Source organism: Amycolatopsis sp. NPDC004378, from assembly GCF_053602455.1.
Genome location: NZ_JBSGDR010000004.1, coordinates 69,362 through 91,791 on the forward strand (window position 1 = coordinate 69,362; position 22,430 = coordinate 91,791).

The 22,430-nt window shown below is 71.4% G+C and carries 13 protein-coding genes; 2 read left to right on the forward strand and 11 right to left on the reverse strand.

Going from position 1 to position 22,430, the window contains the following annotated elements; translation table 11 throughout:
* Positions 1-65 precede the first annotated feature (65 nt).
* Positions 66-1,466, forward strand: a complete 1,401-nt coding sequence (locus ACWEN0_RS15300) for an RNA polymerase sigma factor (protein ID WP_451973445.1) — start codon at positions 66-68, stop codon at positions 1,464-1,466.
* 61 nt (positions 1,467-1,527) lie between these two features.
* On the opposite strand, the gene ACWEN0_RS15305 is transcribed toward ACWEN0_RS15300, so the two are convergent.
* The 10 genes from ACWEN0_RS15305 to malQ form a co-directional block, all read right to left on the reverse strand.
* Positions 1,528-1,920, reverse strand: coding sequence for a hypothetical protein (locus tag ACWEN0_RS15305; protein WP_451973446.1), 393 nt, complete (start codon positions 1,918-1,920; stop codon positions 1,528-1,530).
* Between the two features lie 168 nt (positions 1,921-2,088).
* The gene (gene glgB / locus ACWEN0_RS15310) at positions 2,089-4,296 is read right to left on the reverse strand and encodes a 1,4-alpha-glucan branching protein GlgB (RefSeq protein ID WP_451973448.1); all 2,208 of its coding nucleotides are present in this window, start codon (positions 4,294-4,296) and stop codon (positions 2,089-2,091) included.
* A gap of 4 nt (positions 4,297-4,300) precedes the next feature.
* A complete protein-coding gene (locus tag ACWEN0_RS15315) occupies positions 4,301-5,674 on the reverse strand; it encodes a maltokinase N-terminal cap-like domain-containing protein (protein ID WP_451973449.1) in 1,374 nt (457 codons plus the stop codon).
* 5 nt (positions 5,675-5,679) lie between these two features.
* Positions 5,680-7,488, reverse strand: coding sequence for a maltose alpha-D-glucosyltransferase (gene treS, locus ACWEN0_RS15320; protein WP_451973450.1), 1,809 nt, complete (start codon positions 7,486-7,488; stop codon positions 5,680-5,682).
* A 37-nt stretch (positions 7,489-7,525) separates the two neighbouring features.
* A complete protein-coding gene (locus ACWEN0_RS15325) occupies positions 7,526-9,508 on the reverse strand; it encodes a maltotransferase domain-containing protein (RefSeq protein WP_451973452.1) in 1,983 nt (660 codons plus the stop codon).
* A 258-nt stretch (positions 9,509-9,766) separates the two neighbouring features.
* Entirely contained in the window at positions 9,767-11,914 is a 2,148-nt protein-coding gene (glgX, locus tag ACWEN0_RS15330; RefSeq protein WP_451973453.1) for a glycogen debranching protein GlgX, read from the reverse strand.
* A gap of 50 nt (positions 11,915-11,964) precedes the next feature.
* Positions 11,965-13,653 carry a malto-oligosyltrehalose trehalohydrolase gene (gene treZ / locus ACWEN0_RS15335; protein WP_451973455.1) on the reverse strand — a complete coding sequence of 563 codons (1,689 nt, stop codon included), beginning with the start codon at positions 13,651-13,653 and terminating at the stop codon, positions 11,965-11,967.
* Positions 13,650-15,926 carry a malto-oligosyltrehalose synthase gene (treY, locus tag ACWEN0_RS15340; protein ID WP_451973456.1) on the reverse strand — a complete coding sequence of 759 codons (2,277 nt, stop codon included), beginning with the start codon at positions 15,924-15,926 and terminating at the stop codon, positions 13,650-13,652. Before treY ends, treZ begins: the two co-directional genes overlap by 4 nt.
* Complete coding sequence (gene glgX / locus ACWEN0_RS15345; protein WP_451973458.1) at positions 15,923-18,049, reverse strand: glycogen debranching protein GlgX; 2,127 nt, start codon at positions 18,047-18,049, stop codon at positions 15,923-15,925. The genes treY and glgX (ACWEN0_RS15345) overlap by 4 nt, the downstream gene beginning before the upstream one ends.
* 76 nt (positions 18,050-18,125) lie before the next feature.
* The gene (gene malQ / locus ACWEN0_RS15350; RefSeq protein WP_451973459.1) at positions 18,126-20,078 is read right to left on the reverse strand and encodes a 4-alpha-glucanotransferase; all 1,953 of its coding nucleotides are present in this window, start codon (positions 20,076-20,078) and stop codon (positions 18,126-18,128) included.
* A gap of 126 nt (positions 20,079-20,204) precedes the next feature.
* Between malQ and ACWEN0_RS15355 the strand changes: the two genes are divergently transcribed.
* A complete protein-coding gene (locus tag ACWEN0_RS15355; RefSeq protein ID WP_451974283.1) occupies positions 20,205-21,653 on the forward strand; it encodes an APC family permease in 1,449 nt (482 codons plus the stop codon).
* On the opposite strand, the gene ACWEN0_RS15360 is transcribed toward ACWEN0_RS15355, so the two are convergent.
* Positions 21,631-22,413: a DUF6885 family protein gene (locus ACWEN0_RS15360; protein WP_451973461.1), complete on the reverse strand. Its 783-nt coding sequence runs from the start codon at positions 22,411-22,413 to the stop codon at positions 21,631-21,633. The two genes, ACWEN0_RS15355 and ACWEN0_RS15360, sit on opposite strands and share 23 nt — an antisense overlap.
* Positions 22,414-22,430: the final 17 nt, after the last annotated feature.

Below are 22,430 nucleotides of genomic sequence, written 5' to 3' on the forward strand. Positions count from 1 at the left end.
AATGTGAGGCAGCAGTGGCACCCGTGCCGTTGCTCGTCATGATCGACCGCTGCGAAAGGGCGTAAGTGGCAGCCGCAAGAACCGCAACCCGAGGCGGGACGAAGACCGCGACCGCAGCCGGCGAGCCGGCCGAAGAGGCAGCCACCGGGACGGCGAAGCCAGCGGCCCGCAAGACCACCACCGCCAAGAAGGCCCCGGCCAAGAAGGCCCCGGCGAAGAAGGCCGCGACCAAGGGCGCGAAGACCGAAGACGGCGAGCCGGACGGTCCCGGCGAGCTCGACGAGCCGGAACTCGACTCGCCCGACCTGTCGGACCTGGAAGAGGTCGAGGTCGACGTCGTCGACGAGACGGTCAACGACGAGCCGGACACCGACTCGGCCGACGACGACGATGACGACGACGACTCCGACGAGGAGACGCCGGCGCAGCGCCGCCGCGGCGCGGCGGCCGACAAGGCCAAGAGCGGCTCCGACAACCCGGACTTCGTCTGGGACGAGGAGGAGTCCGAGGCCCTGCGCCAGGCGCGCAAGGACGCCGAGCTCACCGCGTCGGCCGACTCCGTCCGCGCCTACCTCAAGCAGATCGGCAAGGTCGCGCTGCTGAACGCCGAGGAGGAGGTGGAGCTCGCCAAGCGGATCGAGGCCGGGCTCTACGCCGCCGAGCGCGTGCGCACCGCCGAGGAGGAGGGCGAGAAGCTCGTCACCCAGATGCGCCGCGATCTCAAGTGGATCGTGCGTGACGGCGAGCGCGCCAAGAACCACCTTCTGGAGGCGAACCTCCGGCTCGTGGTGTCGCTGGCCAAGCGCTACACCGGCCGCGGCATGGCGTTCCTGGACCTGATCCAGGAGGGCAACCTCGGCCTGATCCGCGCGGTGGAGAAGTTCGACTACACCAAGGGCTACAAGTTCTCGACGTACGCCACGTGGTGGATCCGCCAGGCGATCACCCGCGCGATGGCCGACCAGGCCCGCACCATCCGCATCCCGGTGCACATGGTCGAGGTCATCAACAAGCTCGGCCGCATACAGCGCGAACTCCTGCAGGACCTCGGCCGCGAGCCGACGCCCGAGGAGCTCGCCAAGGAAATGGACATCTCCCCGGAGAAGGTCCTGGAGATCCAGCAGTACGCGCGTGAGCCGATCTCGCTCGACCAGACGATCGGTGACGAGGGCGACTCGCAGCTCGGTGACTTCATCGAGGACTCCGAAGCGGTCGTCGCGGTGGACGCGGTGTCGTTCACGCTGCTGCAGGACCAGCTCCAGTCGGTGCTGCAGACACTGTCCGAGCGCGAGGCGGGCGTGGTCCGGCTGCGCTTCGGCCTCACGGACGGCCAGCCGCGCACGCTCGACGAGATCGGCCAGGTGTACGGGGTCACCCGTGAGCGCATCCGGCAGATCGAGTCGAAGACGATGTCGAAGCTGCGCCACCCGTCGCGGTCGCAGGTCCTGCGCGACTACCTCGACTGAGTTCGTTCCAGGGAAACCCCGTCACTCCGGTGGCGGGGTTTTCTTGTGTCCACTTCGGACGTCACGGAACGGCGAGACCGCGCTCCCGCAACGATTCCTCGACGCGCAGGCGTTCGATTTCGCGGTCCATGCCCTCGGGCAGTTCGGCGAGCCGGTGCTGGACGTCCATCTGGCGGCACGCCTGGGTGAGCAGCTCGTCGTAGGCCTGGCGCGTGCCGAGGCGCCGCGCGGCCGGGGTGCCCGACGGGTAGCCCGCCAGCAGCCGGTGCACTCGCCGCAGGTCCGCGGCGACGCGCTCGATCGGCGGGCCTTCCGGGAGGGGCTTCGCGCGCTTCTCGCCGATCCAGCGGACCAGCTTCGGGACGCGCAGCGCGCACCAGAACAGCACCGTGGGCGCGATGCAGACCACGGCGAAGAGGATCAGGTTCGCGAGGACGCCTCCGGCGCCGTCCATGCCGACAATCGTAAGCCCGCGGCCCCCACTATGCGGAGGGCTTTTCGCGTGATTGCCGGGGCATCTCGCGTGATTGCGCGGGCACCTCGCGTGATTGGAGAGGCATCTCGCCTGATGCCCGCCCCATCACGCGTGATGCCTCTCGGGACACGCGAGATGCCCCGTTCGTTACGGGAGGTCGAGGGGCTCCGGGGTCTCTTCGACCAGCCAGAGGACGCCTGCCGGTGGGAGCTGGAGGACCGCCGAGGCCGGCTGGCCGTGCCACGGCTCCTCCGTCGCTTCCACCGCGCCCAGGTTGCCGACGCCCGAGCCGCCGTAGATCTCCGCGTCCGTGTTGACCACCTCGAGCCAGCGGCCCGCTGACGGCAGGCCGACCCGGTAGTCGTGGTGCGGGACGCCCGCGAAGTTCGCCACGCACGCCAGCCGGGAGCCGTCGGCGCCGATGCGCAGGAAGCTCAGCACGTTGCCGCTCGAGTCGTTCGCGTCGATCCAGCGGAAGCCGTCCGGGGACGTGTCCTGGCTGAACAACGCGGGCGATGCGCGGTAGACCGCGTTCAGCGAGCGCAGCAGGTCTTGGACGCCGCGGTGCAACGGCTCCTCCAGCAGGTGCCAGTCGAGCGAGCGCTGCTCCGACCACTCCCCCTCCTGACCGAACTCGCCGCCCATGAACAGCAGCTGCTTGCCCGGGTGCGCCCACATGAACGCCAGCAACGACCGCAGCCCGGCCGCCTTGTTCCAGGCGTCGCCCGGCATCCGGCCCCACAGGGATCCCTTGCCGTGCACCACTTCGTCGTGCGAAAGCGGCAGCACGAAGTTCTCGCTCCACGCGTACACCAACGAGAACGTCATCTCGTTGTGGTGGTACGCGCGGTGGATCGGCTCGTGCGACAGGTACCGGAGCGTGTCGTGCATCCAGCCCATGTTCCACTTGAAGCCGAACCCGAGGCCGCCCAGGTGCGTCGGGCGCGTGACGCCCGGCCAGGCCGTCGACTCCTCGGCCACCATCACGATGCCCGGGTGTCGCTTGTAGACGGTCGCGTTCAGCTCCTGCAGGAACTTCACCGCGTCCAGGTTTTCCCGGCCGCCGTACTGGTTCGGCAGCCACTCCCCTTCGTTGCGGGAGTAGTCCAGGTACAGCATCGAAGCGACGGCGTCGACGCGCAGGCCGTCGAGGTGGAACTCCTCGATCCAGTACAGCGCGTTGGCGACGAGGAAGTTGCGGACCTCGTTGCGGCCGAAGTCGAACACGAGCGTGCCCCAGTCGGGCTGCTCGCCGCGGCGCGGGTCCGCGTGCTCGTACAGCGCGGTGCCGTCGAACCTGGCCAGCGCCCAGCTGTCCTTCGGGAAGTGCGCGGGCACCCAGTCGACGAGCACGCCGATCCCCCGCTGGTGCAGACGGTCGACGAAGTAGCGGAAGTCGTCCGGTGAGCCGAACCGCGACGTCGGCGCGTAGTACGACGTCACCTGGTAGCCCCACGAGCCGCCGAACGGGTGCTCCGACACCGGCAGCAGCTCGACGTGCGTGAAGCCCGTCTCGAGCAGGTAGTCGCCGAGCTGCTCGGCCAGCTCGCGGTAGTCCAGCCCCGGCCGCCACGAGCCGAGGTGCACCTCGTAGACGCTCATCGGCGCCGCGGACCAGTCGGTCGCTTCGCGCTGGGCGACCCACACGCCGTCGTCCCACAGGTGCCCCGAGGCGGTGACGACCGAAGCCGTCGCCGGCGGCTGCTCGGTGGCGAACGCCATCGGGTCCGCCTTCTCGTGCCAGTTTCCGTCGGCGCCGAGGATCCGGAACTTGTAGCAGGTGCCGACGCCGACGCCGGGTACGAACAGCTCCCAGATGCCGGACGAGCCGAGCGAGCGCATCGCGTGGCCGCGCCCGTCCCAGCCGTTGAAGTCGCCGATCACGCGGATGCCCCGCGCGTTGGGCGCCCACACGGCGAACGACGTCCCCGCGACGACGCCGCCGGGCGTCTCGTAGGACCGGACGTGCGCGCCCAGCGCTTCCCAGAGGCGCTCGTGCCGGCCTTCGCCGATCAGGTGCAGGTCCAGCTCGCCGACCGTGGGCAGCCAGCGGTACGGGTCGTCGGTGGTGACGGTGTGCCCGTCGTAGTCGACTTCCAGCCGGTAGTCGCCGGGGTGCTCGGGCACCGCGACGGCGAACAGCGCGTCGATCACCGGCTCCATCGGGTAGCGGTGCTCGCCCGCGAGCAGCGTGACGGCCTTGGCGCCGGGCAGCAGCGCCCGCGCGACGAAACCCTTGCCGGCCGCGTGCACGCCCAGCACCGAGTGCGGGTCGTGGTGCGACCCGGCGAGCAGCCGGTCGATGTCGGCCGCCGGCGGGGCCGCGGCCGGGAGGCCTTCCGGAACCGCGTTCACGGCGTCATCCCTCTCCGTCGGTGATCCGGGCGATCGAGGCGAGCGGGATGCCCAGCCAGTCGGGCCGGTTCGCGTGTTCGTAGCCCACCTCGTAGACCGCCTTGTCCAGTTCGAAGGCGCGCAGCAGCTCGCCCTGTTCGCGCGGGTCCGCCGCGACCGCCGCGTAGCCCTCGCAGAACGCCGCCCGGTTGCGGTGCGACCACTCCAGGGCCCGCTCGGCCAGCGCCGGCTCGTCCGGCTGGCCGACCAGCATCTGCTGGGCCGCGTAGTCGAACGACCTCAGCATGCCCGCCACGTCGCGCAACGGCGACCGCAGCGCGTGGCGTTCCTCGACCGGGGCCGCGGGCTCGCCCTCGAAGTCGATCAGCAGCCAGCCGGTGACCGTCCGCAGCACCTGGCCGAGGTGCAGGTCGCCGTGGATGTACTGCATGGTCACCGCGCCCGCGGGCAGCGCGCGCAGCCGGTCGAACGCCGCCCGCAGCGCCGGGGCGTGCGCGGCCAGCTCCGGCACCCGGGCGGCGGTCGCGTCGAGCCGGGCGACCATCGCCTTCGTCGTGCGCTCCAGCTCCTCGGCGTCGACGGTTTCCGTGCCGAGCGCCTCGGCCAGGTCGGCGTGCACCTCGGCGACGGCGCGCCCGAGCCGTTCGGCCTCGCCGGCGAAGTCGCCGCCGACCTCCTCGGCGTGCAGTTCCGGCGCGGCCATCAGGTCGCGGACGCTGGTGGTGGCCATCGCCCAGCCGTCGACCGCGTCCGCGACGAACTGCTGGAGCATGCCGACCGTGGTCGGCTCGCCGTCGAGGTCGCCGGTGATCGAGCCGAGCACCTGCGCGATGTGTTTGGACCCGACGCCCTGCAGCGCGCGGTGCAGCAGCAGGTCCTTGTTCTTGCCCGGCGTCAGCTTCCGGAACAGCTTGAGGATGTACTGCCCGCTGTAGACCAGGGAGGTGTTGCTCTGCTCGGACGTGATCGGCCGCGCCCGCAGGCCGGTCTCGAGCTCCACGCCGGGCTCGTGCTCGAAGACGAGCGAGCCGACGGTTTCTTCGCGGGCCACCAGGTCCAGCAGCACCCCGGTGAGGTCCAGGTCCCCGGACGCCTCGTACGCGTTGAGGTCGCCGACGGCGCCGATCCAGCTGGTCGAGGCGATCTCCGGCGGGTGCGTCCGCCGGCCCACGAGCAGCTGGTAGGGCTCGCGCCGGTCGTCCTGCGCGACCTCGATGACGACGTGCAGCAGCTGCGGATCACCGGAGACCAGCTCCGTCACCCCGAGCGGCCGGACGCCGGTCACCGGCCGGTCCTTGCCGGCGAACCAGCGCTGCTCCGGCAGCCAGCGCTTCAGGTCCTCGGCCAGGTCGTCGACCAGCTCACGCGGGTCGGACAAGGGACTCACCTCGTTTCGCCTTCGTCTCCCGGGCTCGTCAGCTGGAACCAGTAGAAGCCGTGCCCCGGCAGCGTCAGCAGGTACGACAGGTCCCCGATGCTGGGGAACCGCACGCCGCCGGTGAGCTCCACCGGCGTGCACCCGCGGTGCGCGGACAGGTCCAGCTCCACCGGCTGCGGGAACCGGGAGAGGTTGTTGACGCAGAGCACGACGTCTTCGCCGCCGTCCGGGCGCCGCCACTGGCGCTTGTAGGCCAGCACGCTCGGGTTGGACCCGCCGAGGTCGACGAACTCGCCCTCGGCGAACGCGTGGTGCTGCTTGCGCACCTCGATCATCCGCCGGGTCCAGTTGAGGAGGGAAGAAGCGTTGTTGGACTGCGCCTCGACGTTCAGGCCCTGGTAGCCGTAGACCGGGTCCATGATCACCGGCAGGTAGATCCGGCCCGGGTCGCAGCTGGAGAACCCGGCGTTGCGGTCCGGGGTCCACTGCATGGGGGTGCGCACCGCGTCGCGGTCGCCGAGCCAGATGTTGTCTCCCATGCCGATCTCGTCACCGTAGTACAGAACGGGCGAGCCCGGCAGGGACAGCAGCATCGCGGTGAAGAGCTCCTGCTGGTTGCGGTCGTTGTCCAGCAGCGGCGCCAGCCGGCGGCGGATGCCGATGTTCGCCTTCATCCGCGGGTCTTTGGCGTACTCGGTGTACATGTAGTCGCGCTCTTCGTCGGTGACCATCTCGAGGGTCAGCTCGTCGTGGTTGCGCAGGAAGATGCCCCACTGGGTGCCGCTGGGGATCTCCGGGGTCTGGGTGAGGATCTCCGAGATCGGGAACCGCGACTCGCGGCGCACCGCCATGAAGATCCGCGGCATCAGCGGGAAGTGGAACGCCATGTGGCACTCGTCGCCGCCGACCGCCGGGTCGCCGAAGTACTCGACGACGTCGGACGGCCACTGGTTCGCCTCGGCGAGGAGAATGCGTCCCGGGTACTCGTCGTCGACGACCTTGCGGCAGCGCTTGAGGAACTCGTGCGTGCGCGGCAGGTTCTCGCAGTTGGTGCCCTCCTGCTCGAACAGGTACGGCACGGCGTCGAGGCGGAACCCGTCGATGCCCAGGTCGAGCCAGAACCGCAGGGTGTCGATCATCGCGTTCTGGACGTCGGGGTTCTCGAAGTTCAGGTCGGGCTGGTGGGAGAAGAACCGGTGCCAGTAGAACTGGCCGCGCACCGGGTCGTAGGTCCAGTTCGACGTCTCGGTGTCGACGAAGATGATCCGCGCGTCGGCGTAGCGGGAGTCGTCGTCGCTCCACACGTAGTAGTCGCCGTACGGGCCGTCGGGGTCGTTGCGGGACTGCTGGAACCACGGGTGCGCGTCCGAGGTGTGGTTGAGCACCAGGTCGGTGATCACCCGGATGCCCCGCCGGTGCGCCTCGTTCAGCAGGAACACGAAGTCCTCGACGCTGCCGAACTCCGGCAGCACCGCGCGGAAGTCGCTGATGTCGTAGCCGCCGTCGCGCAGCGGCGACGCGTAGAACGGCGGCAGCCACAGGCAGTCGACGCCGAGCCAGGCCAGGTAGTCGAGCCGGCCGGCCAGGCCGCGCAGGTCGCCGGTGCCGTCGCCGTTGGAGTCGGCGAACGCGCGCACCAGCACCTCGTAGAACACCGCGCCCTTGAACCACTCCGGGTTGCTGGGCGCCTGCTGCGCCGAGCGGAAGTCCTCGGCCTGGGGTTCGACGAGCATCCCGTCGGCCGTCATCGCCTCACCGGTGTGCGGCACGCCGTCCAGCCCGAGCGCCGCGTCGGGGCGGGCTTCCTCCGCCATCTGTTCCACCTCAGTCCCTCGATCCGTTCCTTCCCTGCTAGCCGGCCAGCCGCCGCCGGACCGACACCACGTGCGCCACCGCGCGCCACGGTTCGAGCCGGACGTAGTTCGCCTGGCCCCAGTCCCACGTGTCGCCGGTGACCTCGTCGTGCGCGATCAGCCGTTCGTGCGCCTCGAACCCGAGCGCCGCCGTGTCGAGCCACAGCGTGCCCTCCTGCGGTCCGTACGGGTCGAGGGTCACGACGGTGACGACCGTGTCGCCGGTGGCCGGGTCCTGTTTGGAGTAGGCCAGCAGCGCGTCGTTGTCGACGTGGTGGAAGTGCAGGGTGCGCATCTGCTGCAGCGCCGGGTGCGCGCGGCGGACGGCGTTCAGCTTCGCGATCCACGGCTCCAGCGAACGGCCCTCGGCGAGCGCGCGCTCGAAGTCGCGCGGGCGCAGCTGGTACTTCTCGGAGTCGAGGTACTCCTCGCTGCCTTCGCGGACCGGGACGTGCTCGAACAGCTCGTAGCCGGAGTAGACGCCCCACGTCGGCGAGATCGTCGCGGCGAGCGCGGCCCGCAGCGCGAACATGCCGGGACCGCCGCGCTGCAGCGACTCGTGGAGGATGTCCGGGGTGTTGACGAACAGGTTCGGCCGGCCTTCGTTCCAGTGCTCGCGCAGGTCGACGGCGAAGTCGATCAGCTCCTGCTTGCCGGTGCGCCAGGTGAAGTAGGTGTAGCTCTGGGTGAAGCCGAGCCGGGCCAGCCCCCACAGCCGCGCCGGGCGGGTGAACGCCTCGGCCAGGAAGAGGACGTCCGGGTGGGCGTCCTTCACCGACTGGATCAGCCAGGCCCAGAAGTCCGGCGGCTTGGTGTGCGGGTTGTCGACCCGGAAGATCTTGACCCCGTGCTCGATCCACACCGTCAGGACCCGCAGCATCTCTTCGTAGACGGCCTTGGGGTCGTTGTCGAAGTTGATCGGGTAGATGTCCTGGTACTTCTTCGGCGGGTTTTCGGCGTAGGCGATCGAGCCGTCCGGTCGGGTGGTGAAGAACTCCGGGTTCTTCAGGACCCAGGGGTGGTCGGGCGCGGCCTGCAACGCGAAGTCCAGCGCCACCTCCATGCCCAGCTCTTCCGAGCGGGCGACGAAGGCGTCGAAGTCCTCGAAGGTGCCGAGGTCGGGGTGGATCGCGTCGTGCCCGCCCTCGTCGGCGCCGATGGCCCACGGCGAGCCGACGTCGTGCGGCTGCGCGTCGAGGGTGTTGTTGGGGCCCTTGCGGTTCACCCGGCCGATCGGGTGGATCGGCGGGAGGTAGACGACGTCGAAGCCCATCTTCGCGACGCGGTCGAGCGCGGCCGCGGCGGTGGTGAAGGTGCCGTGGACGGCCTTGCCCTCGGCGTCGACCCCGCCGGTGGAGCGGGGGAACAGCTCGTACCACGACCCGAACGCGGCGCGCCGGCGGTCGACCCACACCTTGTGCGGCTTGCCCTTGGTGATCAGGTCCCGCACCGGGAACTCGTGCATGAGCCGGCGGATCTCGGGCGCGAGGGCCGGGCCGACGCGCTCGGCGAGACCGAGCGTCTCGTCGCGCAACGCGGTCACCGCGCCCATCAGCTGGGCCTTCTCCGCCCGGCGGTCGGGACGGCGGGCGACGCGCTCCAGCAGCCGGGCGCCGTTCTCGAGGTCGTTGGCGAGGTCTTCGGGCCCCTGCCCGGCGGCGACCTTCACCTCGACGGCGTGCTCCCACGTCGACCACGGGTCGCCCCACGCGTCGATCCGGTAGGTCCACAGGCCGGTGGCGTCCGGGACGATCACCGCGGCGAACTCGTCGGGGTGGTCGGGACCGCGTGGCACCATCCGCGTCTGGCGGGTCAGGCGGTCGCCGGGGCCGCGCCACGCGACGGTCGCCGCGACGGCGTCGTGACCCTCCCGCCAGACGGTCGCGGTGACCGGGATGTGTTCCCCCACAACGGCTTTGGCCGGATACCGGCCGCAGCTCACGCTGGGGGAGACGTCGTCGATGCCGAGCCGGCCGGTCATGGGCAACGCCCCTCGGTGTGTCGGTTGGACGCAGGCAGCGCCAGTCTGCCTGACTCGATCAAGCGCCTACGAGGCAGGGTTCTTTTCCCGGGTACCCACGACGGCGGGGGCGAAACGCTTTCACCGCAACGAATTTCGGGCGGATGTCCGGCGGGTTACGACCGCGCGAAGCCTCGCGCGCGGCCCGGCCGCTGAACAGCCGTACCCGAATGGACGACACACGGGCCCGTCGCTTCCCGGGAAAGGGACGGGTACGCGTCAGTAGGGCTCGGGTGCGGGGTCCGCGGCCAGGCGGGGGGCGCGGAGCAGGAGGAGCGACCGCGACTGCAGCGTCACCCGGCTCTTGGCCTCCAGCACGCCCGGGTTGGCCGGGCTGCCGTCGGCGGTGCTCGTGTCGAGGGTCGGCTTGAACGTCTCGCCGTACTCGCGGCCGGGCAGGACGACCTCGGCCGGCGCGTCGCCCGCGTGCAGCCACAGCAGCCACGAGTGGTCGGGCACCAGCTCGCCGTCGCGGTTGCGGGCCTGGCTGTTCGACCCGTCGATCCACATGCCGAGCGTGTGCCGGTCCTCGAACCAGTCGGTCTCGCCGAACTCCTCGCCGTCCGGGCGGAACCAGACGAGGTCGGGCTTGCCGGTCGGGGTCGTCCGGCCTTCGAAGAACTCCGGCTGCCGCAGCGCCGGGCTGTTCGCCCGCAGCCGGACGACGCGGCGGGCGAAGGTCAGCATCGCCTCGGCCTCGGCATCGGACGGCGTCCAGTCCAGCCAGGACGTCTCGTCGTCGAGGCAGTAGGCGTTGTTGTTGCCGCCCTGGGTCCGCCAGAACTCGTCACCCGCGGTGACCATCGGGGTGCCGGTGGACAGCAGCAGCGTCGCGAACAGGTTCCGCACCTGCCGCGCGCGCAGCTCGCGGATCGCCGGGTCGTCGGTCTCGCCTTCGACGCCGTGGTTCCACGAGCGGTTGTCGTTGCCGCCGTCGCGGTTGTCCTCGCCGTTGGCCTCGTTGTGCTTTTCGTTGTAGGACACCAGGTCCCGCAGCGTGAAGCCGTCGTGCGCGGTGACGAAGTTGATCGACTGCCACGGCCGGCGCAGGTTGTGGTCGTAGAGGTCCGACGAGCCGGACAGCCGGTAGGCGAGGTCCCGGACGCCGGTCGCGCCGCGCCAGAAGTCACGGACCGTGTCGCGGTAGCGGCCGTTCCACTCCGCCCACTGGGCGCCGAAGCCGCCGACGCGGTAGCCCTCGCCGGTGGCGTCCCACGGCTCGGCGATCAGCTTGCACCGCGAGAGCACCGGGTCGGTCGTGATGGCGGTGAGCAGCGTCGAGGCGTCGTCGAACGCTCCCCCGCGCGGCCGGCCGAGCGTGCTGGCCAGGTCGAACCGGAAGCCGTCGACGCCCATCTCCTGCGTCCAGTACCGCAGCGAGTCGGTGACCAGCCGGACCACCGTCGGCGAGCCGGCCTCCAGGGTGTTGCCGCAGCCGGTGATGTCGGCCATGTGCCCGCGGTCGGTGTGCAGGTAGTACACCGGCGCGTTCAGCCCGCGGAAGCTCAGCGTCGGCCCGTCCGGCCCGCCCTCGCAGGTGTGGTTGAACACGACGTCGAGGATCACCTCGATGCCGGCCGCGTGCAGGGCCGCCACCATCAGCCGGAACTCCTCGACCTCGTGGCCGGGCTCGCTGGCGTAGGCCGCGTGCGGCGCGAAGAAGCCGAGCGGCGAGTACCCCCAGTAGTTGTGCCGCCCGGCCCGGACCAGCGACGGCTCGTCGAGGAACGAGTGCACCGGCAGCAGCTCCACCGACGTGACGCCGAGCCGGGTCAGGTACTCGATCGCCACCGGGTGCGCCAGGCCGAGGTAGGTGCCGCGCAGCGCCTCGGGGATGAACGGGTGCCGCTTCGTGAACCCCTTGACGTGCAGCTCGTAGATCACCGCCTCCTCGAACGGCACCTCCGGCTTGGTCCCGGTGTCCGGCCCGCCCGGCGAGGACACCACCGACAGCGGCACGCTGCCCAGGGAGTCCACTGTGGACATCGGCCCGCGCTCGGGGTCGCCGGTGAAGCCCTGGGCCGCGCGCAGGTCGGTGAGCCCGCCGGTGATCTGCCGCGCGTACGGGTCGACGAGCAGCTTGTGCGGGTTGCAGCGCAGCCCGCGGCCCGGGTCGTACGGGCCGTGGATCCGGTAGCCGTACCGCTGCCCCGGCGTCACCCCGGGCACCAGGCCGTGCCAGACGCCGAAGGTGCGCTCGGTGAGCGCGATCCGCCGCTCGGACCCGTCCGCGTCGATCAGGCACAGGTCGACGCCGTCCGCGACGGCCGAGGTGATCGCGAACCGCACCCCGCCCGCCTCGGGGTGGGCGCCGAGCGGAAACGGGCGTCCGGCGAGGACGTGCTGGGTGGAGGGTCGCGTGGCCATTCCTGAATCGTCCCAGACAACGGTCGTTTCGCGCGCGATGTGCCGTCCGGTTATCGGGTTTCGACCAGAACGAAACTCTCCGGGGGCAGCAGCTCGGGCGTCGCGCCGCCCCAGGCCAGCAGCACGGTCCCGGCCTCGGTGCTCGCCGCCCCGGGGCCGAAGTTGACGGCCAGCCGGAGCCGGCCGCGGTCGAGGACCAGCAGGTCACCGTCGGTCCGGACGCCCAGGTCCGGGAGCCACGGGTCGGCCAGCTCCGGGTGTTCGCGGCGCAGCCGGATCAACGCCCGGTACAGCTCCAGCACCTCCCGGTGACCGGGGCGCTCGACCTCGGCCCAGTCGAGCCGGGAGCGCTCGACGGTCGCCGGGTCCATCGGGTCGGGCACGTCGGCCTCGCCCCAGCCGTGCCGCGCGAACTCGCGACGGCGGCCCGTGCGGACGGCCTCGGCCAGCTCCGGGTCCGGGAAGGACGCGAAGAACTGCCACGGCGTGCTCGCCGCCCACTCCTCCCCCATGAACACCATCGGCGTGAACGGCGAGCAGAACAGCAGCGCCGCGCCGCAGGCCAGCCGTCCCGGCGACACCGTCGCGGACAGCCTGTCCCCGGTGGCGCGGTTGCCGATCTGGTCGTGGTCCTGCAGGTAGGCGAGGAACCGGTGGCCGGGCACGGTCCGGGTGTCGACGGGCCGGCCGTGCGCCCGCTCCCGGAACGACGACCAGGTCCCGGCGTGGAAGAACACCCCGTGCAGCACCCGCTCGATCGCGTCGGGCGCGGCGAAGTCCGTGTAGTAGCCCTCCGTCTCGCCGGTGAGCTTGACGTGCAGGGCGTGGTGGAAGTCGTCCGACCACTGGGCGTGCAGGCCGTAGCCGCCACGCTCGCGCGGCGTCACCAGCCGGGGGTCGTTGAGGTCGGACTCGGCGATCAGCGTCAGCGGCCGGTTCAGCGCGGCCGACAGCGTCTCGACCTCGACGGCCAGCTGTTCGAGCAGGTGCGTCGCGCGCCGGTCGAGCAGCGCGTGCACGGCGTCGAGGCGCAGGGCGTCGACGTGGAAGTCGCGAAACCAGCTCAGCGCGTTGTCCACGACGTACCGGCGGACCTCGTCCGAGCCGGGGCCGTCGAGGTTGAGGCCGGGACCCCAGTCGTTCTGCCCGGCGAAGTACGGCCCGAACCGGTCGAGGTACGCGCCCGAGGGCCCGAGGTGGTTGTAGACGACGTCCAGCACCACGGCCAGGCCCCGCGCGTGGGCCGCGTCGACGAACCGCTTGAAGCCGTCCGGCCCGCCGTAGGGCTCGTGGACGGCGCCCCACAGGACGCCGTCGTAGCCCCAGCCCGCGGTGCCGTCGAAGGAGTTGACCGGCAGCACCTCGACGTGCGTGATGCCGAGGTCCACCAGGTGCTCGAGCCGCTCGATCGCGGCGTCGAACGTGCCGCCCTCGGTGAAGGTGCCGATGTGCAGCTCGTAGACGACCCCGCCGGGCAGCTGGCGGCCGTGCCAGGCGTCGTCGGTCCACTCGAACTCGGCGTGGTCGTAGACGCGCGACGCCTGGTGCACGCCGTGCGGCTGCCACTTCGACCGGGGATCGGGCAGGCGGTCGCCGGAGTCGTCGAGCAGGAAGGCGTAGTTGACGCCGTCGGCGTCGGCGTGCCACCAGCCGCCGTCCCCGGCGGTCATCTCGTGCACGCCCGCGTCGACGCTCACCCGGACCCGCTGGGCCGCCGGGGCCCACACGCCGAACCTCATGCGTCTCCTCGCACCAGCAACGCCACGGGGTACCGCTCGAACAGGGCCGCCAGGTCGCCGGTGACCTCGCGGCCGGTCAGGACGTCGGTCCAGACGCCGGCGGGCAGCGGCAGCACCGTGTCGCGCCAGCCGCCGGCGGCTTCGAGGCCGATCGGCAGCCGCGTCACCGCGACGGCCAGGTCCGCGCCGCGCGTGTAGGCGAGGCAGTGCTCCGCCGCGACCCCTTCGGCGCGCAGCGGCCGGTAGCCGTGGAACAGCGCCGGGTGTTCGCGCCGCAGGCGCAGGGCCTTGTGGACGACCAGCAGCTTCGCCGCGCCCGACGCGTCGACGTCGGGCAGCTCGCCGTCGGCGATCCGGGCCAGCTGTTCGCGGCGGACCGCGTAGTCCACCGGACGGCGGTTGTCCGGGTCGACCAGCGAGAAGTCCCACAACTCGGTGCCCTGGTAGACGTCCGGGACGCCGGGCGCGGTGAGCTGGACGAGCTTCTGGCCGAGGGAGTTCGCGTAGCCGGGCTGCTCGATGCGCGCGACGAACGCCTCGATCTCACCCGCCAGTTCGGCGTCGCCCATGACGTCCCCGGGCCAGGCGGCGACGTCGGCTTCGAACGCCTCGTCGTGGCTGGTCCAGCTGGTCCGGAGCTTGGCCTCCTTGGCGGCCTTGTCGAGGTAGTCCCGCAGCCGGGCGGGCTCGATCGGCCAGGTCGACACCAGCGTCTGCCAGGCCAGGAGGTTCAGCGAGGGCTCGTCGATCCCGCGGCGCGCGGTCCAGCGGCGGACGGCGTCGGCGAACTCGCCGGGCACCTCCGCGAGCACGGCCATCCGCGCGCGGGTGTCCTCGGAGCGCTTGGTGTCGTGCGTGGTCAGCGTCGTCATCGACGCCGGGTATCCGGCTTCCCGCTCGGCCGCCAAGCGGTGGAACTCCTCGACGCCGAGGCCGAACCGGTCCGGGTTGCCGCCCACCTCGTTCAGCGCGGCGAAGCGGGTGTAGCGGTAGAACGTCGTGTCCTCGGTGCCCTTGGCCACGACCATGCCGGACGTCTGCTGGATCCGGGTGGCCAGCTCGCTTTCCGGGTTCTTGGTCACGTGGGCGTCGAGGAGGATCAGCGCGTCGGCGAGGTCCGGCCGGGCCTGGCGGGCCCCGGCGATCGCGGCCGCCCAGTGCGCCGCGCCTTCGGGCAGGTAGGAGCGGTAGACGGGGAAGGCGATCATGGTCTCGGCGACGGCCTGGCGGGCCTGCTCCGGGTCGACGTCGGGCAGCAGCGCCGCGATCCGCCGGACCTCGGCGACCAGGATGTGGTCGGTGACCAGCCGCCGGGCCTCGGCCTCGACGCGGTGGTAGCCCGTCTTGACACCCAGTTCGGTGGCCAGCGCGGTGTAGCCGGGCTCGGCGGCCGGGTCGACGAACACGCCCGCGACCTCGCGCAGCGCGTCGTAGCCGGTGGTGCCGTGGACCGGCCAGCTCTGCGCCAGCGGCTCGCCCGGGTGCAGGATCTTCTCGGCGACGATCCACGCGTTCGGCGCGTTCTCGCGCAGCCGCCGGAAGTAGCCGCCCGGGTCGGCCAGGCCGTCCGGGTGGTCGACGCGCAGGCCGGTGACGTCGCCGTCGGCGACCCAGCGCAGGACTTCCCCGTGCGTCTCGGCGAACACCGTCGGGTCCTCGACGCGGACCGCGGCCAGGTTCGTGATGTCGAAGAACCGGCGGTAGTTCAGTTCGGCGTTGCCGCGGCGCCAGCCGATCAGCCGGTAGTGCTGGCGCTCGTGCACCTCCTGCGGTGTCCCGGTTTCCGTGCCGGGCGCGAGCGGGAAGCGGTGGTCGTAGTAGACCAGTTCGTCGCCCTCGACGGTCAGTTCGGCGACCGCGTCGTCCTCGCCGAGCATCGGCAGCAGGATCGGCGCGCGCGCCCAGTCGACGTCGAAGAACGCCGCGAACTCGGAGTCGCGGCCGTGCTTGAGCACGTCCCACCACCAGCGGTTCACCTTCGGGACCTCGACCGACATGTGGTTCGGCACGATGTCGACGACCAGGCCGAGCCCGGCCTCCTTCAGCCTCGCGCTCAGCGTTTTCCGGGCGTCTTCGCCGCCCAGCTCGGGCCGGGCGCGCGTCGGGTCGACGACGTCGTAGCCGTGCGTCGAGCCCGGCGTCGCGTCCAGCACCGGCGACGCGTAGAGCGCGCCGACGCCCAGGTCACGCAGGTAGGCGACGATCTCCGCCGCGTCGCTGAAGGAGAACTCCGGGCGCAGCTGTACCCGGTAGGTCGACTCCGGCACCGTCATGCGGGCTCCGTCTCCGTTCGCTGCAGGACGATCAGGGACCGGGCGGGCAGGGTGAACTGGCCGCCGCCTTCGATGGGCTTCGCGTCGGCCTGCTCCACCTCACCCGTCGCGGTGTCGACGACGACGGTCCAGGCCTGGCCGTAGCCGTTGCCCGGGAGCTTGGCGTCGATGTCCTCGTAGTGGGCGTTGAAGGCGAGCAGGAACGAGTCGTCCTCGACGTGCATGCCGCGCGGGTCGAGGTCGGGGATCGCCTGGCCGTTGAGGAAGACGACGACCGCCTTGCCGAAGCCGTCGTCCCAGTTCTGCTCGGTCATCTCCTCGCCGGCCGGGGTGAACCAGGCGATGTCGCCGAGCTTGTCGCCCTTGCCGACCGGGCCGCCCTGGAAGAACCGGCGGCGGCGGAACACCGGGTGCCGGTGCCGGAACGCGCCGAGCCCGCCGGTGAACTTGACCAGGTCCGCGTTGTCCTTGGCCAGTTCCCAGTCCATCCAGGACAGTTTCGAGTCCTGGCAGTAGACGTTGTTGTTGCCCTGCTGGGTCCGGCCGAACTCGTCCCCGTGCAGGATCATCGGCACGCCCTGGGACAGCATCAGCGTGGCCAGCATGTTGCGCTGCTGGCGGGCGCGCAGCTCGTTGACCTCCGGGTCGTCGGTCTCGCCCTCGACCCCGCAGTTCCACGACCGGTTGTCGTCGGCGCCGTCGCGGCCGCCCTCGCCGTTGGCCTCGTTGTGCTTTTCGTTGTAGGACACCAGGTCCCGCAGCGTGAAGCCGTCGTGCGCGGTGACGAAGTTGATCGACGCGAACGGGCGCCGGCCGTCGTCCTGGTAGAGGTCCGAGGAGCCGGTGATGCGGGAGGCGAACTCGCCGAGCGTCGAGGGCTCGCCGCGCCAGAAGTCGCGGACGGTGTCGCGGTACTGCCCGTTCCACTCCGTCCACAGCGGCGGGAAGTTGCCGACCTGGTAGCCACCGGGACCGACGTCCCACGGCTCGGCGATCAGCTTCACCTGGCTGACGATCGGGTCCTGCTGCACCAGGTCGAAGAAGGTGGACAGCCGGTCGACGTCGTAGAACTCGCGCGCCAGCGCCGAGGCGAGGTCGAAGCGGAAGCCGTCGACGTGCATCTCCGTCACCCAGTACCGCAGCGAGTCCATGATCAGCTGCAGGGTGTGCGGGTTGCGGACGTTGAGGGAGTTCCCGGTGCCGGTGTAGTCCATGTAGTACTCGGGCTCCCCCTCCACCAGCCGGTAGTAGGCCTCGTTGTCGATGCCCCGCATCGACAGCGTCGGCCCGAGGTGGTTGCCCTCGGCGGTGTGGTTGTAAACCACGTCGAGGATCACTTCGATGCCGGCTTCGTGGAGGGCCTTGACCATGCCCTTGAACTCCTGGACCTGCCCGCCCTCGCCGGGCATCGCGGCGTAGGAGTCGTGCGGCGCGAAGTAGCCGATCGTGTTGTACCCCCAGTAGTTCGTCAGGCCCTTCTCCTCCAGGCCGTGGTCGCTGACGAACTGGTGCACCGGCAGCAGCTCCACCGCCGTCACGCCGAGCTTCTGCAGGTGCTCGACGACGGCGGGGTGCGCCATGCCGGCGTACGTGCCCCGCAGCTGCTCGGGCACGAACGGGTGATTCACGGTCATGCCCTTGACGTGCGCCTCGTAGATGACCGTCTCGTTGTACGGCCGCTTCGGCTGACGGTCGTTGCCCCAGTCGAAGAACGGGTTCGCCACCAGCGAATACGGCACGCGGCCCGCGGAGTCGGCGTCGTTGCGCTCCTCCGGGTTGGCGAACTTGTAGCCGAACAGCGATTCGTCCCACTTCACGCCGTGCGAGACGGCCTTCGCGTAGGGGTCGATGAGCAGCTTGTTCGGGTTGCAGCGCAGTCCGCGCTCGGGCTCGTACGGGCCGTGGACGCGGAAGCCGTACCGCTGCCCGGGCCCGACGTTGAGCAGGTAGCCGTGGTGGACGAAGCCGTCCACCTCTTCGAGCGCGTACCGCGTTTCCTTGCCCTCGGCGTCGAACAGGCACAGCTCGACGCGCTCGGCCACCTCGGAGAACAGGGCGAAGTTCGTCCCGACTCCGTCGTAGGTGGCGCCGAGCGGATAGGGCGTTCCGGGCCAGGGCCGCACTGGGGTCTCCTCGAGCTTTCGGGTCGTGCCGGTCGTCCGTGCTGACGGACGAGAGTCGTGTGCGCCGGAGTACCCGTTACCCGGGCAGCGGACGCGCCGCCGCGAGCGGCGCCACCGCGGCGCGCACCCCCTTCGCGGTGAAGAAGCCGTCGACGCTGACGGGAAGGGGAATCCGCCAGTTAGGGTACTGGTCGACGGTTCCGGGCAGATTCGGCTGCCGCACTTGGCCCGCCACGTCCGCGGGCGACGTCAGGACCAGCCGCGACGCGGCCTCCGCGAGCAGCGTGTGCAGGGCGACGACCGGGTCGTCGTCCGGAATCCCTTCGCGCGCAACGAGTTCGAACAAAGCTTCACGTTCGGCGGCGGCCGCCTCCCGCTCGGCGTCGACCCCGCGGTCCAGCAGCCCCAGCTCGGCGCGGACGCGGACGTGCTCGCCCCGCAGCCAGCCGGAGACCGTCGGCAGGTCGTGCGTGGAGATACTGGCCATGGCTTCGGGGTCCCATTCGGCCGGGCGGGTGAACGGCTTGCCCGGAGCGTCCCAGTCGCGTTCGAACCACAGCACGGCCGAGCTGAGCATGCCGCGCTCGTGCATGGTCTCGGTCACGGTCTCCTCGACGGTCCCGAGGTCTTCGCCGACGACGACCGCACCCGCGCGGTGCGCCTCGAGGGCGAGGACGCCGACCATGGCCTCGGCGTCGTAGTGCACGTACGTGCCGCGGTGGGCGGGCTCGCCCGGCGGGATCCACCACAGGCGCCAGAGCCCGGCGATGTGGTCGACGCGGATGCCGTCGGCGTAGCGGAGGACGCCGCGGATCACGTCCCGGAAGGGCGCGTACCCGGCCTCGGCGAGCTTGTCCGGCCGCCACGGCGGCAGGTTCCAGTCCTGGCCCTGCTGGTTGAAGGCGTCCGGCGGCGCGCCGACCCGCACGTCGGCGGCGAAGACGTCCCGCACGGCCCAGGTGTCGGCCCCGCCGGGGTGCACGCCGACGGGCAGGTCGTGCACGATCCCGACGCTCATCCCGGCCTCGCGCGCGGCGGTGCGGGCCGCTTCCAGCTGCTCCCGGCAGAGGTGCTGCAGCCAGGCGTGGAAGCCGATGCGCTCCGCGAGCTCTTCGCGCGCCTTCTCGACCTCGGGTCCGGCGGGGTCCCGCAGCGGCTCCGGCCACTCGCGCCAGTCGGCACCGTGCTGCTCGGCGAGCGCGCAGAACAGGGCGAAGTCCCGCAGGTCCGGTTCCTCGGGCACCTCTTCCACGCGGTGCGGCCACAGCAGTTCGAGGGCCGCGCGCTTCGCCGTCCAGACGGCGTCGTAGTCGATCAGCTCGCCGTCCCGGTCCGGGGCCAGGGATTCGACGGCCTCCCGCGTCGCGGCGTCGGCGTTCGCGAACGTCTCGGTGTCGGAGACCCGCAGGTAGAGGGGGTTCGCGAAGCGGCGGCTCGCCGGCGAGTAGGGCGACCGTTCGACCGGGTGGGCGGGGCTGAAGGCCTGCACGGGGTTGACGAGCACCACACCCGCGTCGAGCTCCGAAGCCGACCGCGCGGCGAAGGTCCGCAGGTCGGCGTAGTCACCGATGCCCCAGGAACCGGCCGAGTGCAGGGCGTAGAGCTGCAGCATCCAGCCCCAGGCGGGCGGGACGTCGGGCAGCTTCGCGGGGACGACGGCGAGCACGACGTCCTGGTCGGCGGTGACCACCCGGTGCCAGCCGAGCGGCAGGTCGCCGGGCAGCTCGTCCCGCACCGGCCGCCGGCTCCCGTCTTCCAGGAAGACCTCGGCGTCGCCGGGCAGCGGCCGGGTGGCGCCTTCCGTGACGACGATGGTCGGCGGCAGCTTGCCGGGGGTCTCGCGCACGTCGAGCGCCCGGGCGATGGCCGCGTCGCTGGTGGCGTCGACCCCGAACTGGCCCAGGACGGCGACGACGACGTCGTCTTCGACGTCGACCCAGACCTGGTCGGCGTTCTCGTACCGGGTGGAGACGCCGTAGCGGTCGGCGAGGCGGTGCAGGGCACTGCGGGCGGGGATTTCGTCGGGCACGCGCCCAGCATTCCGGGGCGCGGCCGTTCGCGCCATCTGCGGGGCTTGACGTCACTCCGGAGCCGTTCTGCGGAAACCTGCGTGACCTTCTAACTTCTCCTCATGGGTGTGCGGAGAACGTTGAACGTGGACGAGGTCCTGAAGCGCCAGGAATCCGGGGAGCTCAAGCGGCGCCTGCGCGGGCGCGACCTGATCGGCTTCGGCATCGGGATCATCATCGGCACCGGCATCTTCACCCTCGCCGGCGTCGAGGCGAAGACGCACGCCGGCCCGTCGGTGACGCTGTCGTTCGTGCTCGGCGCGGTCGTCGCCGGGCTCGCGGCCCTGTGCTACGCCGAGCTCGCGTCCAGCGTCCCGACCGCCGGGAGCGCCTACACCTACGCGTTCGCCACCCTCGGCGAGGTGTTCGCCTGGATCATCGGCTGGGACCTGCTGCTGGAGTTCGCGCTCGGCGCGGCGGTGGTTTCGCGCGGCTGGTCCGGCTACCTCGCGAACCTGCTCGGGCTGTCGCCGGACTGGTTCGGCGAGGACGCGAAGGTCAACGTCGGCGCGGTGCTCATCATCGCCGTCCTGACCGTGGTCGCCGTGCTCGGCATCAAGGAGTCGGCCTGGCTGACCAACCTGCTGGTGTGCGTGAAGGTCGCGGTCTGCGTGCTGGTGCTCGCGGTCGGCCTCTTCTTCGTGAAGGGCGCGAACCTGACGCCGTTCATCCCGCCGTCGCAGGCCCCGGCGGCCGGGTCGACGGTGCTGGAGCAACCGCTCGTGCAGGCGGGGCTCGGGCTGGAGCAGTCGGTGTACGGCGTGGCCGGCATGGTCACCGCCGCCGCCATCGTGTTCTTCGCCTACACCGGGTTCGAGGCGCTCGCGAACCTCGGCGAGGAGACGCTGAACCCGCGCAAGGACCTCCGCGTCGGCATCCTCGGCGCGCTCGGCGTGTGCGCCCTGCTCTACATCGGCGTCTCGATCGTGCTGACCGGCATGATCCCGTTCACCGACATCGACACCGGCGCGCCGCTGGCCGACGCGTTCGACCGGGTCGGCCAGCACTGGGTCGGCGCGCTCATCTCGCTCGGCGCGGTGACCGGCCTGACGTCGGTGATGATGGTCGAGCTGGTGACGATCGGGCGGATCGGCTTCGCCATGGGCCGCGACGGCCTGCTGCCGAAGGCGCTCGGGACCGCGCACCCGAAGTGGGGCACCCCGCACCGGATGACCATCGGCGGCGCGGTGCTGATCGCCGTGCTGGCGGCGTTCATCCCGATCTCCGAGCTGGCCGACATGGTCAGCATCGGCGCGCTGTCGGCGATGATCATCGTGGCCGTGGCGGTCCCGGTGCTGCGCCGCCGCCGTCCCGACCTGGAGCGGCCGTTCAAGGTGCCGTTCTCCCCGGTGGTCCCGGTCCTCGCGGCGCTGGCGTGCTTCTACCTGACGCTGAACCTCAACGTGCTGACGTGGATCCGGTTCGCGGCGTGGCTCGTGATCGGCCTCGTGATCTACTTCGCCTACGGCCGCCGTCACTCGCGCTTCGCGGTCGCGGACGCGGACGCCGAAGTCAGTCCCAATAGGACGGAGTGAGGCCGGCGACGCGCGCCGCCTCGCGCGTCACGGCCGCCTGGCCGGCGTCGACGACGACCAGCACGCCCAGCCCGGCCAGCGCGGCCGTCACCCATTCGACCGGCTGGTCGTGGATCCCGTTGTCCCCGAACGACGCGTAAGTGTCCACAACGGACAGCAGGGTGCCCTCGGCGCCGATCCGGATGCCCGCCAGGAGCACGAAGTGACCGCCGGGCGGGCGCCAGAGGGACGTCCACAGGGGCGGGACGCCGGTGTCGAGGTAGTCGAGCAGCGCGCGTTCCGGGGTGTCGTAGGCACCGAGCTCGGCGCCGTCGACGCGGGCGATCACCGCGACGCGCGGCACGTCCCACAGGCCGACCAGGAGGTCGAAGAGCGTCTCGGTGGTCCACTCCCCCGTCACCGGAACGGCGGTGAGAGTGTCGTGCGAAAGCGCGCCGATGGCCGTCGCCAGGCCGGAGACGCGGGTGCCCGCCGCGGCCGGGTCGTCGACGTGCGGGAGCGGCAGCCGGAACTCCGGCCGCCCCGCCTCGCCCGGCGGCCGGAAGACCGGCCCGCGCACGGTGCCCGCGGCCAGCGCGACGGCGTCCTGGTCGGGCACGTCGAGCCCGGCCGCGCGCAACGCCGCCAGGCCGCAGAACGCGGCGGCCAAGCCGTCCTTCTGGGGCAGCTCCGCCTGGGCCACGGCGGCCAGCCGGGCGCCACCCGGCAGCCACCGCACCCCGGACAGGTCGAGCTGCCCGCCGTCGATCCCCGAAGACATCGGTCCCCTCAGCGGTT

What these genes read in the sequence shown, in the direction of transcription:
- ACWEN0_RS15305 (WP_451973446.1), bottom strand. Translation starts at nt 1,920, where the DNA reads ATGGACGGCGCCGGAGGCGTCCTCGCGAACCTGATCCTCTTCGCCGTG.
- treS (WP_451973450.1), bottom strand. Translation starts at nt 7,488, where the DNA reads ATGGCGGAGGAAGCCCGCCCCGACGCGGCGCTCGGGCTGGACGGCGTG.
- ACWEN0_RS15325 (WP_451973452.1), bottom strand. Translation starts at nt 9,508, where the DNA reads ATGACCGGCCGGCTCGGCATCGACGACGTCTCCCCCAGCGTGAGCTGC.
- glgX (WP_451973453.1), bottom strand. Translation starts at nt 11,914, where the DNA reads ATGGCCACGCGACCCTCCACCCAGCACGTCCTCGCCGGACGCCCGTTT.
- treZ (WP_451973455.1), bottom strand. Translation starts at nt 13,653, where the DNA reads ATGAGGTTCGGCGTGTGGGCCCCGGCGGCCCAGCGGGTCCGGGTGAGC.
- treY (WP_451973456.1), bottom strand. Translation starts at nt 15,926, where the DNA reads ATGACGGTGCCGGAGTCGACCTACCGGGTACAGCTGCGCCCGGAGTTC.
- ACWEN0_RS15360 (WP_451973461.1), bottom strand. Translation starts at nt 22,413, where the DNA reads ATGTCTTCGGGGATCGACGGCGGGCAGCTCGACCTGTCCGGGGTGCGG.